Source organism: Paraburkholderia sp. BR14374 (assembly GCF_040948685.1).
Classification (GTDB): domain Bacteria; phylum Pseudomonadota; class Gammaproteobacteria; order Burkholderiales; family Burkholderiaceae; genus Paraburkholderia; species Paraburkholderia youngii.
Genome location: NZ_JBFPKF010000023.1, coordinates 65,411 through 80,802, shown reverse-complemented (window position 1 = coordinate 80,802; position 15,392 = coordinate 65,411). Strand labels below are relative to the sequence as shown.

General features: G+C 61.8%; 4 protein-coding genes. 2 read left to right on the top strand and 2 right to left on the bottom strand.

Translation table 11 applies throughout. The features are described 5' to 3' along the window. Positions 1–314 precede the first annotated feature (314 nt). Positions 315–2,222 carry an alkaline phosphatase family protein gene (locus AB3X86_RS33020; protein WP_368599198.1) on the top strand — a complete coding sequence of 636 codons (1,908 nt, stop codon included), beginning with the start codon at positions 315–317 and terminating at the stop codon, positions 2,220–2,222. A 165-nt stretch (positions 2,223–2,387) separates the two neighbouring features. Further along, a complete protein-coding gene (locus AB3X86_RS33015; RefSeq protein WP_368599197.1) occupies positions 2,388–3,512 on the top strand; it encodes a cytochrome-c peroxidase in 1,125 nt (374 codons plus the stop codon). 213 nt (positions 3,513–3,725) lie between these two features. Here the strand turns inward: AB3X86_RS33015 and AB3X86_RS33010 are convergent, their stop codons facing one another. Together AB3X86_RS33010 and AB3X86_RS33005 are read right to left on the bottom strand one after the other, a co-directional pair. Beyond that, positions 3,726–5,483 (bottom strand): ShlB/FhaC/HecB family hemolysin secretion/activation protein, encoded by a 1,758-nt coding sequence (locus AB3X86_RS33010; RefSeq protein ID WP_368599196.1) that lies wholly within the window; start codon positions 5,481–5,483, stop codon positions 3,726–3,728. Between the two features lie 1,539 nt (positions 5,484–7,022). Then, on the bottom strand, positions 7,023–15,215 hold the full coding sequence (locus AB3X86_RS33005) for a hemagglutinin repeat-containing protein (RefSeq protein WP_368599195.1): 8,193 nt from the start codon (positions 15,213–15,215) through the stop codon (positions 7,023–7,025). Positions 15,216–15,392 lie beyond the last annotated feature (177 nt).

The following is a 15,392-nucleotide window of genomic DNA, read 5'->3' as shown; positions in this document are numbered from 1 at the left end:
AAGGCATTCTGGAAGCAGCGTCACCTGCTTGCGATCTTCGCCTTCTATGAATCGCTTCATCCGGTCACCCATGCTGAATGAGTTAATCCAGTCTAGGCGATCAACGCGTTTTCACACAAGCTCGACCATTAACGGCCTTTCGGGTTAGCGGGTGCGTAATCGTCGACTCCGTGGCGTGTCAAAGTGCATTGCTTTCAAACATGCAATGGAATTGTCACGTAACGTTCTTACACTGCCGCCGAGCAATAACTCCAATAATCGGGCGAGGTTTCGATAAGACGACATCCGTCCAGCGCGTAGAGGATTGACATCGTATGGATTTTTCAAAGAACAAGAGTCGGATGTTGCGGGTGAGCGCTTATGCGCTGCTGGCCAGCATCGGTGTGGCGGCGGGCCTGAGCGCATGCGGCGGCAGCAACAGCATGGTTCCCCAGGTGTCGGGCCAAGTGCTCGGCAGCTACATCCAGAATGCGAAGGTCTGTCTCGACCTCAATGACAACGGCAAGTGCGATAGCGGCGAGCCCTATGCGGTGACCGATGCCAAGGGCAAATTCTCCATTGGCGACGCGAGCAACGGCGGCTGGAAGAATGTGGTCGCCGATCTGACCAACGCGCAGGAAAACGATGCCAATGGCAACAACATGGGCACCCAGTTCGGTTCCGGCACGTTCTTCCGCGCGCCCAAGGGCGCGACGGGCACCGTCAGCGCCATCACCACGCAACTGGCTCAACTGGTGGCGGGCGGCGCCACGCTCGACGACGCAAAGAGCACGCTCGCAGCCAGGTACGGCAGCGTGCCGGCCGACAAGCTGCTCGGTGACTTCAACAGCGACAGCAGCCTTGCCAGCCTGAAGACCGCAAGCGACAACTACATCAAAGCGGTTGTCGGCGCAAAAGCGGTGCGCCACGTTTTCGTGATCACGATGGAAAACAAGGACTACGAGGAGTCTTTTGGCACGACTGCGGCCACCAGTGGCCAGGACCCTTACCTGAAGTCGCTCGCGACGCAGGGCGCGATGCTGACCAACTACTACGGTACGGGTCACGTCAGCCTCGATAACTACATCTCGATGATGAGCGGTCAACCCTCGACGGTGGATACCGAGACCGACTGCTTCGCCCTCTGGTCCGACATCGTCGATGCCGGCGACTACACCGACCCGGTCAACGGTGCCAAGCTGCTCAAGGCTGGCACGGATGCGAACGGTCACGCCGGTGGCGGCTGTGTGTATCCGGCGCGCGTCAAGACGCTTGCCAACCAGCTCGATAACGCCAAGTTCGCCTGGAAGGGCTACATGGGCGACATGGGTAACGACCTGAACCGCGACGGCACGAAGACGTGCAGCTTCCCGACCCGTACCGCGAAGCTGGCGGGCACTGATCCCGCCAAGGCGGTCGACGGTACGCAGTCGGCTTCGGCGGGTTCCGCGTCCGGCGACGTCATCGCGGACGCATACGCAACGCGTCACAATCCGTTCGTGTACTTTCACTCGATCATCGACGACATCGAATATTGCGATCAGCACGTCGTGAATCTGGATGCAAACCTGGAAAACGATCTGAAGTCGATCGACACCACGCCGAACCTTGTGTTCATCACGCCGAACCTGTGCGATGACGGCCATGACGGCGACGGCACGGGCGCGGCAGGCAAGGGCTGCAAGAGCGGCGCACCGGGCGGTCTGACTTCGATCGACGCGTTCCTGAAAAAGTGGATTCCTATCATCCAGGCTTCGCCGGCTTACCAGCGTGATGGTTTGATCGTCATCAACTTCGATGAGTCGAATGCGTCAAGCGGCGGTTATAGCCCGTCCCTCAACGGCACGACGCTGCAACTGATGATCAACCTGACTGGCGCGTCGACTGCCAACCAGCAAAGCGGTCCTAATGTGACGCGTCCCGAGGATGAGTTCCTGATGGCGAACTATCCGATTTCCGCTGCCGCGGGATTGCTTGGTTCGGCAAGTGCTTCGGCGCTTACGGCAGCATTCCCGACGGCGACCACGTTCAGCCTCGGCATGCACTACAACGGCGTGGGCGGCGACCGCACCGGGGCCGTGCTGTTGTCACCGTTCATCAAGGCGGGTACGACCACCGCTACGGGCTACAACCACTACTCGCTGCTCAAGAGCCTGGAAAACATATTCGGTATTCCGCAGTATCTGGGCTATGCAAACGATGTGAATCTGACGGCCTTCGGCTCCGACATCTTCACTCAGTAAAGATCGATGGCTTTGCACTTTACGAAAGGGACCGCCCGGGGGGCGGCCCTTTTTCTCTTTGCGAGTTTCTTCCTCACGGCCTGCGGCCCCAGGGAAGAGGCGATCAGCACCGCTGCCGCCGCGACACCCCCCGCGGCAACTTCCGCAGCGCCTTCCAACAAGGACATGGCCGAGATCGGCAAGCTGGCTTTTTTCGATCCGTCGCTGTCGGCGTCGGGCCGGCAGTCGTGTGCGAGCTGTCACAGCCCTGATCGTGCCTATGGGCCGCCCAATGGCCTCGCCGTGCAACTGGGCGGCGCCGACATGAAGCACTACGGCACGCGTGCCGTGCCATCGCTGCGCTATCTGCGGCGCGTGCCGATCTGGACGCACACGTATGCGAGTAGCGCCAAGGAACGCATGGAGGATGGCGACAACATGCCTTCCGGCGGCTACACCTGGGATGGGCGCTTCGACCGTCCGGCAGACCAGGCTGCGTTCCCGCTTTTGAATCCCGACGAGATGGCCAACGAGGACGCTGCCGCGGTCGCGAGCAGATTGAGCAGGAGCGCTTACGCTGCGCGTTTCCGTGCCGTGTTCGGTCAGGACATCTTCTCGCGTCCGGCCGACGCGCTCGCGGCGCTCGGCAAGTCGCTGGAGCGCTTCCAGTTCGACGATCCGAGCTTCCAGCCGTTCGACAGCAAGTTCGATCGCGTGCTGGACGGCAAGGCGCAGTTCACCGCGCAGGAGGCGCGGGGCTTCAGCCTGTTCGTCGATCCCGAGCGAGGCAACTGTGCGTCGTGTCACCTGGTCGACAAGGGCGCGGCCGGTGCGCATCCGACGCTATCCGACTACAACTTCCAGACACTGGGCGTGCCACGCAACCCGGAGATTCCGGCCAACGCCGATCCGAAGTACTACGACCTGGGTTTGTGCGGCCCGATGCGCACCGACAAGACCGACAACAAGTGGTACTGCGGGATGTTCAGAACGCCCACGCTGCGCAACACCGCAACCCGCCAGGTGTTTTTCCATAACGGCCGCTTCCACACGCTCGAAGATGCTTTGCGCTTCTACGTGCAACGCGACACGAACCCGGGCAAGTGGTATCGGCATGCCGGTGGCAAGCAGCAGTTCGACGACCTGCCGGTGCAATACCAGAGCAACGTCGACCATCGCACCGCGCCGATGACCAATCACAAAGGCGGCAAGCCGGTCTGGTCGGACAGCGATATCCGCGACGTGATCGCCTTTCTGGAGACATTGAACGACAGCGACGCAGAGGCGAACAAAAAGGTCGCAGCGCATTGAGGTCGCGGCGGAATACCGATTCAACGGGTCCAGGCGTAGAGGGGACGAAGCGCCGAAACAACCGGTGATTCTGCAACGGGGTTTCGGCGCGCGTAGCGCCGCCGGAAGAAGGCTTCCAGCGATTGAGACGGTTGCAAGGGTCGTTAAAACGCGTCCCGTGGGGAGCCAGTGGGGAAGTTGCGGCAACTGCGCGGAAACGGCGAAGACGGTCTGTCAGAACTGCCCCGTCACCTGGAATCCGAGCGTCACGCGCGCAGTTGGAAAGCCGGATGGTTTATAGATGGGCGTAGCTGCAAAGAGGTCGCAGGCAACCGCACCTGTCTTTGCCGATGCGCTGCCGCGCACACCGATCACCGCGCCCGCGAGTTGGGTACCGGCGAGAAATGCGGCGTTCGGCCCGAACACGTGGCCGTAGTCGATACCTGCGTACACAGATTGACCCGTCGAGCCGATTGGTACCTGAAGCTCATTGCGCCAGAAGAAACCGCGCTCGGCGGCCAGCATCGTTTCGCCGTCGAAGCCGCGCACCGTGTAGCGGCTGCCGATGGTCAGGTCATCGATATAGTTGAGCGTGTCGTTCGTGAACTGTCCGTGAACGGTTGTGACGTAGCGTAGCGGCTGGTTCGCGATCTGGAACGGCACCGACAGGTTCGCGTCGAGGACGGCCATGCGGAAGCGGTAAGTCGGACCATTCTCGTAGAAGTCTGGTGTCGCCCCGAGTCCGCCCACACCCTGACGGTACGCGAGACTGCCGTCGAACTGCGACGCGCCGAAGTAGTGACGGTCGGTAAGCCCCGCCTCGATGAATGTGTTGTTGCGCCGCTGCTGCGGGATAGCGATGTCTTCAATGAAGCTTTCACCGAAGCGCTTTGTGAGCCGGAACTGCGCGCCGAGTACGTTGTTCTGGCTGCGCATGAGGACACGCGCCAGTTTCAAATCTACGGTCTGCGAATTGCCGCTCGACACGAAAGTCGTGTTGACGCCCGCGATCTGCTGGTAATACGTGTTCGTATAGGCCGACAGTGTGCCGGTCCAGTAGCCCCACGGAATCGAGTAGGAACCGTTCCAGCCGTGCGAGCCGAGACCTTTGTCGCCGAATTCGAGGTCCTGACTCACACCGACGTTGAAAATATCGTTCAGCCCGAGCGGATTGTCGATGCCAAGGCTCAGGTTGCCCTGGAGCTTGCCGGTGGCCCGCGTGCCCGAGTTGTCCACCGAGGCGACCACCGTCCACGGCTTCGCGCGCTTTACCGTGACGACAATGTCGCTTTCGCCAGGGACATCAGTTGGCTCGATTTTCATGTCCACGTCCTGGCTGCTGATGCGCTTCATCTGTTCAAGTCCCTGTTCGAGGTCGCGCAGGTTCAGCAGGTCACCCTCGCGGGACGGGAAGGCGGTTTTCCACGTTCCGCGCGTGGCTGGTTCGGCGAAGCGGATCGCACGCACAACACCTGGCACTAGCGCGAACTTCAGCGCGCCGGTAGAGATGTCCTGCTCGGGCAGCAGCACGCGCGTGGTGATGTAGGCCCGGCTCAGGATGACCTGTTGCAGGCCCTTGGTCAGCGTGTCGAGCCCCGCCTTGCCCACGCATTGTCCCGTGTAGTGGTCGAGCCATTCGCGGGCGAACGCGAAGCGGTCGAGCGGCAATGCGGACGCGCCTTGTTTGCGTACTGCATCGGGCAGTGTCGCAGGTACATCGAGAACGAACGAATCGATGCGGAAGCACGGCGTTTCAGCCGGCAGGTCTGGCCAGCCCGAGGCGCGCTCAACCGTCGAACGCACCGAGGGTGCATTGACAGTGACGTTGCGTTCCTGCGCATTGCGTTGCTGCTCGACCTGCTGGTTCTGCTCGGCGTTGGCACGTGCCGCTGCTGCTTTGTCCGCTGGTGTGGGCGTCGACGTCTGCTGCGCATGGGCGAGCGTTATCAGGGCTGTCAGCGGCAATGCCGCCAGCCTTTTGCGGATTTTCATGCGAAATTGCTTTTAGTAGATAGCTGAACGTCTGCTTAGTCGATGCACCATTTTTCAGAAATAACCTGTGATTCTCGACTCGCATTCACCCTTCGAAAAGTCATCAGGTAGACACCCTGACTCTCGGGAGTTATTCCTTTTTCTTCGCTGCCGTTGCCCCGAGGAACGCGCAGAATGCCAGTGCCGCTGCAATCCCGGCTGGAGCAAAAAATCCCGGCACTGTAAAAATTATTGCCGATATCGTTTTGATCGCATGTACGACGCCGAATTTAAAACCCGCAATTAAAAACATCAGCGCATAAATAGCAGTTAGGGTGAGGAAAAATGCTTTCCAAAACGTGTACCGCCCAAGCCAACGCGAAATGGCTGGTCAAAGCAGGCCGCCAAAGATGCCAATCCAGAAACCGTCGATCATTGTTAGCTCCTCATCACTTGCTTCATGATCCTTGAGAAGATTGAACTGCGGCTTGAGCCGCTTCACCTGCTGCTTGTCCCAAGAAAAATTTATTGGCCTGAAGAACAAAGCCGGGAACCGTAGTGACATTCTTGACAGAGTTTGGCACTCCAGCCCAGCTAAACATCGATGTTGCGAACATCCCATTTATTGCTCCCACACTCGCTGCTGCGGCCAGACCAGCCGGGGAGAATTGCTGGTTGAAACTGTCAAGGAAGGTTTGATTGGGAGAGGAAAATGAATGATAGACAGCAGGTCCTTTTTCTGGTGGTTCATCTGGTTGTACAACTCGACCGCCGATCCAGTAGCAGCGCCCGCCGTACCGCCCACCAGCGCGCCACCTACACCCGCCGCCACATTCGCAGCGAGGTTGCCCAGCAGATCCGACCCAGTTTCAGATGCTACTCCCTTCGAAATGCCTTCCAGTTGGGCGCAAATTTCGAGGAGAGACCCGCGCCAACCGCACCGCCAACGGCCGTGAACACGCTACCGCCTCCAAGGCCTCCGATCAACGCGCCGCCCAACGCGTGCAGTAGCGCACGGTTGTCGCCACCGTCGGCCCAAACGCTTGCACCCGACGCGCCCGCAATTGTCGAGCGACAGTTTTCCCTGACGCATCCGGCACGTGCAAATGGTTTTTTGCCTGACACCCATCGGAGCCTGCAATTTTTTGCCCCGACGCGGTTTCTGGCCTTAAGACGCGAGTCTTCCAGCAACGCGTTCGGCCTTTGTTAGCGATTGTCACGCTTGCAGGCATCATCGTTCCGCCGGGTTTGACGACGCGCACAGCACGACGGCAAACCCGGTGCAACAGGGCCCTCGTGTTGCGTCAACGCTGAACGCGAGGTCCACCACGGCAGCCTCGTCATCACGCCGGATTTGAATGACGCTACAAAGGCCAAACCCAGCGCAAGGATGGGCTTGCCGTTTGTAGGTGTATAGACTCAGAAGAAGAACTTCTTTACTAAGAGTAAAGCCAAGATACACAAAACGACACCGACGAATACTTTATAAGTCGCCTTCTGTTCCGGGGTCATGCGTTTCCACTCTTCGTCCGTTGGTCCTCGCATCTCGATCCTCCATCATCACTTTTTCTCGTTAAGCGGAGTCGAATGACTCCAAGGCACAACACCCGCTGTAATCCCTCCGGGTGAAGTAACGCCTAGTTCCACGGCTGTTGAACCTCCATAAGCGTGGGTAATCGCGCCCATCAAATTCACCCTACCAAAGGGAATGGAGACATAGCACTGGTTCCCATCCCCATTCATGAATGCATTAGTCGACGACGCATCACTTGCCCCCCAAATCCAACCAAGCGTGGCCGTAGCTCCTAGCGCCCACGATGCGGGCGGGAATGACTGGCTAACACTGTATGAAGTATAGATAGTACCGTCGTAGAGATTGACCGCACCGCCCACTGCGCCTGACAGGCTACCTGCACCGACAGTTGCGTAATTTGGCTGGAGAGTACCAGCAGCCGCATCAGCATTCGCTCCCTGCGCCTGAATCGCCGCATTCAGCGTTGCATCACTGCACTGCGCGCCCGCCCCACAAACCTGCGATACCAGGTCTTTCTTCCGATGAAGCATCTGGTTGTACAACTCGACGTTCGACGCCGTGGCCGCGCCTGCGGTGCCGCCGACGAGTACACCTCCCACGCCCGCCGCCACATTCGCAGCGAGGTTGCCTAGCAGTTCCGAGCTCGTTTCTGCTCCGACACCCTTGGACAGGCTCTCAAGCTGCCCCGCCAGCTTCGAAGATAGGCCCGCACCGGCCGCACCACCGATAGCCCCGAACGCGCTGCCGCCACCAAGACCGCCAATCAGCGCACCGCCCGCCGCGTGTAACAGCGCGCGGTTGTCGCCACCCTCATCCCACGCGGCCTCTCCGGCTGCGTCACCGGCCTTCTGCGCCGCCTCCAGCTTCGATTCAGCATACGCGCCGATGCCCTGCGATACGACCTGACCCGCCGCCTGCGCGGCCTGCATCGTGTCGGCCTGCTGGTTCAGGATAGCGTTCACGTCCGGCGTTTTCGCAACTGTGCCGTTCGTGTTCGTCGTGTCGCGGCTCAGGTTCGCCACGTCCTGCGTCTGGCCCGCGCCGTTCGTCACGTTGATCGTGCCCGCGCTGATCGCGCTGCGCGTCGTTGCGCTCTCGTCGCCGCTTTCGTTCTGCGAGATCATCGGCGACACGCCCGGTGTGCCACTTACAGAACCCGGACCCGTTGCCTTGCCGGTGTTGCCTACGCCCACGCCCGCACTGATACCGTTGCTGTTGGCGCTGTAGTGCGACTGGTTCTGGATATCGCTGAACGTGAGCGTGCCGGTCGTCAGGCTGTTGTTCGACGCGTCGGCCGTGCTCGATATCACTCCGCCCGTCAGGTCCGTGTTGCCCTTGACGTTGATGTTGAACCCGCCATCTCCCGCATTGATGCCGGCCTGTTCGTTGACACCTGCATAGTTCGAACCGGCATGGCCGTTCTGCGCGCTGAAGCTGGCGCTGCCGCCGCCCTGGCTGATCGTGAACCCGCCGCCCGTGCTGCTCTGGTGCGCGGCGCTGTTCGTCACATCCTGCACACTCACGATATTCAGGTTGCCACCCACGTCAGCCGCGATCTGCTTGCCGTTGATCTGCGAGCCGATGATGTTCGTGTCGCCGCCCGATATCACCGTGACGCTGTTCGCGCCGTTCACATGCGACGCGTTCTGGATCGACGCGTCGCTGTTCGCGTCGCCATGCGCGTTCGACATCGCAGCCGACACGCCAAAGCCGCCGCCTAGCGTGTACTGCACCCCAACGCTTGCGCTGCTGGAACTGTTCGAGCTGCGCGTCGAATCGGTGTCCGTCGTGTTGATGACGTTCACCTGGTTTTTCGCGGCCAGAATGACATCGTTCGCGCTGACGTTCGATCCGGCGATAGTCAGGTCGCCGTTCGTTGCCACGAATCCCGCCGTGCCGCCTGCCTGCACGCTGGAGCCGCGCTGCGTCGTCTGATCTTCCGACGACTGGCTTTCGCTCTTGCTCGACCCGATGCTGACCTTGATGCCGATATCCGGCTTGCCGTCCGCTGTCACGCCCGCAGACGTCAGACCGGTCAAGGCCACGTCACCAGCCGCCGCGATGCTGTGCAGCGCAGCCGCACGGTCGTTGCCCGTGCTGGCCGAATTCTTCGCTGCCTGACTTTCCGAATCCGCGTTGTTGATCGCATCGCCGACCGAACCCGCCAGACCAATCGTGAGGCCGCTGCTGCTGGTCTTCTGCGTCTGCGCCTGGTGCGAGGTATCGGTGGCCGCGTCAATGATGACGTTGGCCGCCGTTCCGGCGAGGTTCCCGCCCGCGACAAGATCGCTGCCGGTGACGTGCAGGGTGTTACCCGCCTGGATCGACAGGTCGCCGTTCAGCGAGCCGACCGTGCTCGCGTTGTTCGTGACACCCGATGCCTCACTGGTCGTCGCGAGCTTGTTGGTGCCGACCGTCACGCTCAGGCCGCTCGTCCCCAGACCCGTTCGGGTCTCCTGATAGGTGCTGGACGACTGCATGGTGTCCTGCGTCGTCGTGATATTCACGTCATGCGCAGCACTGAGCGCGACATCGTTCGTGCCAACAATCGTGCTGCCCTTGACGTTGATGTCGTTACCGCTGGCGATAGTCACGGCGTCAGCCGACACGAGACTGCCCTGCGAGCGCGTGGCGGTGGTGTGGCTCGAACTCGCCACTTCCTTGCCGCTCACGATATTGCTGTGGCTGTGCTGTTCCTGCGAATTGTCGACATGGGTCGCGGTGGCCGCGCCGATGTTGACGTTGTTTGCTGCCGCCAGCGTCGCCGTCCCCTGGTCGAGACTGATCGCGCTGCCGATGAGATTGAGATCGTGGCCCGATGCAACGGTCAGTGAATCGCCGGCATGGAGCGTCGTCCCCGTCAGGGTATCGGCCGATGTATGCTGCGACGCTGAATAGCTGACGTGGCTATCGCTACCGGAACTGCTGCTGTCGATGGTCGAGGTTGCCTTCGCCGCCTGGAGCGTGACGTCGCCGTTCGCCGCAACCGTCCCGCCACCGCCCAGGTTGATATCAGCGCCCGTCGCGGTCAGGTTGCCGCCCACGCCGATCTGCGAGACGCCGCCTACGTTAATCGAACTGCCTGTCGTCTGGTTGAAGTCGGTATCCGATACGCCGTTCGCGCCCGCGACCACCTTATGCTCGCCGGTCTGCACCGAGCCGATACCGTAGTTGCCGCCCACGGCCATGCCGAGGTTGCCCCCCACGTTCAGGTTGCCCGCGTTCTGTTCGACGTTGCCGCCCGTAACGATCACCGCATCGCCCGCCACGTTCAGGTTCGCAATCGGGCCAAGCGCGGTCGTGCTGCGTGTCGCGCCGGTTGCGCTGACCTGATCAACGGTCTTGACCGCCGTGTTCAGCAACAGGTTGCCGCCCGCGTTCAGCGCGAGGCTGCCCGCATTCACGGTGGCCGAGGTCAGGTCCACATTGCCAGTGGTCGCCAGCGACATCAGCCCGCCGCTTTGCAGCTTGCCGAACGCGTTGTCGATCTGCTGGCCCTGGATCGACAGCGCATTGCCTGCCTGCATCGTGCCGCTATTCATGAACGTCCGCGTGTTCTGAAGGTCGATGTCGGTCGCCGCAATCAACGGCCCGTTGATGTCCTGCTGGCTGGCCTTCGCAAGATAGACGACCGGTACGAGTACCTGTTGCCCGTTGACGGTCTCGGTCTGCATGATGATGACGTTACTCGTGAGCGCGGCCACCTGCTCGGCCGACAGGCTCATGCCGAGCGGCAGATCGAGCGACTTCGACAGCGACGCGCCCGCGTCGAGCAGCGCCTGATACATCGACTGAAGGTCGGTGTACGGGCCGAGTACCGCCTTGCCGGTGAGCGACGTAATCTGGTTCCGAACCAGTTGCTGTTCGTAGAATCCATCGCCCAGGCGCTTTTCCGTCGTCTGCGGATTCAGGCCACGCTGTTGCAGGTAGTAGTCGCTCGATATGAATGACTTCTGGTTCGTGAACGCCGGGTTGGTCTCGATCAGGTAGGTTGCGCCCGGTGCGCTCGCGGGACTGAACAGTCCGCCCTGAGGAATCGAGAGGTTTTGCAGCACGTTCTGCGCAGTCGCATGGGCGATGACCGGATTGACGAGGCCGCCGCCGCTGACGCCGCCAACAGTCACGCCGCCCTGCGACTGGCCGGGGGCAAGACCGGGCGATGGGATACCTGCATTGCCCGCCGTGTTATCGATGTTCACGCCCGTGCCGGAAAGCGTGCTGCCCGCGACAAACGACGATTCGTAGCTCGGCAGCGCGTAGGTGCGGATGTCAGCCGGCGCGACCTGGTAGCCGCCTGGATTGGAGGTCACGAACGTCGCGTCGCCGAACGGCAACTGCCAGTTGTGTTCGGTGTTGTCGTAATTGTTGTAGTGATACTGGCCTGAATAGGTTACCTGCAGGCCGGGCGCAAGTTGCCCGCGCCAGCTATTCTGGTCGAGCGTCACGGGCGCGGCGATATTGCCAGCCGCAGCAACGGCGCTCCAGTAGTTCTGGAACGTGCCGACGTTCGACGCATCGAGGTTGCCCCCGGCGATGATCTGCGCCTGCGGGCTGATCCCCGTAATGAGGTTCGCGAGCGCCACGCCCGTATAGGTCGTGTACTGGTAGGTGCTGTTCCACTGGCCGCCGTGCGGCGGATTGACCGGCATGCCGCCTGGCTGGGCCAGCGCCGCGGCAATGGCGGCGGGATCGTAGTTGGAAGCATTCGGATCGAACTGGAGGCCCTGGACCTGCGGATTGCCCGGACCGCATGCCGCCATGTCGATGGCCGCGCAGCCGGACAGGCTGATACCCAGCGCCTGGATAAGCGGGGAACTTGCGTCCAGCGGCTCCACGTAGGCCCCGTCGGTCGTCATCACGCGCCGCGTGTTCGTAACCTGGGTCGCGTACAGCCCCATGTCGCCCGAGGACTGGATCAGCCCCGAGACGTTGTTGATCAGGTTCGCGTTGGTATAACTGCCGTCCGCGTTTTTTCCACCCGCCAGCACGACCTTGCCGAGACCGTAAATCGCGGTGGTCGCCTGCGTATCGGTCGTCGTGGTGTCGTCGCGGTTCTCGATATCGGGCGCGAGCAGTTCGAGCGTGCCGTTACTGTCCGTCGCACCGATCAGCGCGGTCGACCCGACATTCGTGATCGATTGCGTGGCGTTCAGCGAGACGCTGCCGCCGACCATCACGCCCGTATTTTCCAGCGTGTCCGAGTGCGTCGCGAGCGTGCCGCCCGCCATCATGATGCCGCTGTTCCGGACCCCGGCGGCATTGATGTTCAGGTTGTTCGCCGCCTCAACCAGCGCGCCATTGCTGAACGTGCCCGGCAGGGTGAAGGACAGGTCATGACCGGCGTTGAACTGCACATCGGGCGTGGGCGCGAAATCGCCCTGAACGCTCACTGCCACGTCATGAGCCGCGCTGTAGGCACCACCGCCCGTCAGCGTCGCGGCATTCACGGACAGATCATGCGTCGCGCCAATCTGGCCGTTCGTGTTCGCAATTGCGCCGGTCGTGGTGATGGCAACGTCGCCGGTCGAACCCGCAAAACTGCCGATCCTGCCGCCGCTGTTGTCGACGGTATCGGCCTGAACCGCGACGCTCGCTCCGCTCAGTTGACCGCCCTGGGTATTGGAGAGCGATGACGTGTCGACGGCCACATGACCGTTACCCGTCATGACACCGCCGCTGTTGACGATCTGGCTGCCACCCTGCACGGTCGCATCGCCCGTGCCGAGGTTGCTGATGAGACCGTTCGTATTGTCGATCGACGCAGCCTGAACGCCGAGCGTGCCCGCATCGCCCGCCGCGCCCGTGCCCGACTGGATCTGTCCGTTCGTATTCGTCAGCGCGCCGCCACTGGCGAGCAAGAGGAACGTGAGCGAGCGCATCGCGCCCCGCGTATTGTTGATATTGCCTGCGATGCTCGCCGCGATATTGCCCTGCGCGGCGAACACGCCCGTCGCGTTGTTCAGGCTCCCGGCCTGCGCCGCGATCTGACCCGCAGTGATGATCGTTCCGTCAACGTTCGAGATTGACCCGGCACCGTTACCCGGCGCAATCGTCAGCGTGCCGGTACCCGCATGCGTAATCGTGCCGCCGTCGTTGTCGAGCGCGGCCGGTGCAAGAGTCAGGTCCGTGCTGTTGGTCTGGAGTGTGCCGCCTGCCGAGTTGTCGAGCGTGCCGGTCACGTCGAGCGTCGTCGCGCCGGTTCCGGTCTGCGTGATCGTGCCACCGTGGTTGACGAGATTCGTTCCGTGCAGCGCGATCTGGTTCGCGCTGATCGCGCCCGCGCTGTTGTCGATTGTCGTGGCGCTTGCGCTCGCCAGCTGGCCGGCTGCGATGGTGCCGGAACTGGTCAGCACTGTGCCCGCCGAGACGGTCGTGTTGCCGTTGGCGGCCAGGATGCCGCCGTTGAATAGCGTCTGCACGGCGCGGGCGATCAGCGACTGCACTGCCGTGATCGAGCCCGCGTTGGCAAGCTGCCCGGCCTGCGCGGTCACGCTCCCGTTGCCGCCGATGGTGCCGCCCGCGCCGTTGTTCAGCAGGCCCGTCGTGAAGACGCTCAGGCCATCGCCGTTCAGTGAAGCGATGTCTCCTGCCGTATTGTCGAGGCTGCCAGCGTCCGCCGTTAGCGCCCCCGCCGCCTGCATCGTGCCGCCCGCGTTCGACACAGCACCGGTCACGTTAGCCGTCAGCGGACCACCCGAAACGATCTGGCCGTTGCGGTTCGAGAGTGCGCCAGCCGTGATGGTCTGTGCGCCGCCCGACGACATTGCGCCACTGTCGTTCGTGAGTGTGCCTGCCGCGCGGGCGTCGAGCGTGCCGCCCGCCGTCGTGGCCGCGCCCGACAGGTTCAGGTCACCGCTGTTCGCAGCGAGTGAAAGCGCGCCATTCGCTGAACTGGTCGCGCCCGCGAGATTGACCGCCGCGCCGCTGACGCTCGCATTGCCGCCTGCCACATTGCGGCCGGTTGAGGTGACAGCGCCGGATGCGCTTACATTCAGGTCGCCGGTCTGCGCCAGCGAGCCGTCGCCGTTCACGCCCGCCGCGAGCGTGCCAGTTGAATTCACGCTGGCGGCGTTGACGGTTGTATTTTGCTGCGCGGCCACCATGCCGCTGTTCGTGACCGTACCGCTGGCCGAGAGAATCGCGCTTTGCTGCGCGTAGGTCGTGCCGCTGTTCTGGATATCGCCAGCGGTGGCGGCAAGACTGCCGCTCGCGCTGGTCTTGCCGGTGAGGGACAACAGGCCGTTCGATTGCAGCGTCAGGTCGCCCGCCTGCGCACCGATTACGCCCTGGTTCGAAACACCTACACCGTACTCGTTGCTCGCCAGAAAAATCCGCCCGCTGTACATGCCGCCCAGCTGGCTCACGTCAATCGAGACGGCCGGTGCGGGTCCGTCGCCCGCAATCGGCGTGAACGCCAGTGAGTCGTGACCGATCTGGTTTGCGCCAGTGATGACATTCAGGCTTTTCCCGGCGTACACTTCCGCATTGATCTGCACCGCTCGGGCCAGCAGGTCAACCTGATCCACAGTCGAGCCGTCGAGTCCCGCTCCCTGGACGGCGATGTTGCCGCGAGTCACATTAAAACCGGTGAGCGAACCATCCGGGGCAAAGTTCGGCGAGCCTGTCGTCAGAATGGCGCGCGAGGTATTCAGAAAGCCGCCGCCGTTCACCGAAATGCCGGAACCGTTAGCTATCACCACCTCTGCGCGTTGTCCTGCCACTTCGAGCATGCCGTTGATCTGACTCGCCGCGCTGCTGTTGACCTGGTTCACGATGATGCGCGCAGCCTGGTTCGTCCCGAAGTTCGGGTTGCCGTTGATCTGCCCGGCCTGCTGCGTGCCCGTTATCACGGGTGAATTGTTCAGAATCGCGCCTGAACGTGAGACGTCAAATTGCGAATAGGTATTCAGTGATACGCCACCACTCCCAGAGGGCCGGTTCACGTTCACCTGCGGTAATCCGTTCGCCGTACTGATCACGTTCGGCCCGTTCGCGCCAGAGGGGACGATCTGCGCGTCCGACAGAGCGGGAGCGAATCCGGCGAGTACCAGCACGGCAAAGGCCACGTGGCGCATCGCGAACTGCATGATGGAAACCGGAGTGCAAGCCGCGCGGGTTTCGCCATCACCGGTCCGGCCATGGGAGACGGCTGTTTCTGCGACGGCAACGAGCATGCCCCGACAGCGGCTGAATACCAGCCGGAAAATGTTCTTATTCATTTTGCGTGACGCTTTTTTTGGCCATCTTCCGAAGATAGGCCAACATGCTTTTCAGATCTGTCAGGCAATGTTAATGAAGGCGCGATGACAACAGATTTTCGAAAATCGGATCGGTCTGATGGACGTTTTTTTTCGGAAATATGTGGATTCGAATATCCGTCAGCTGACTACCGGTTT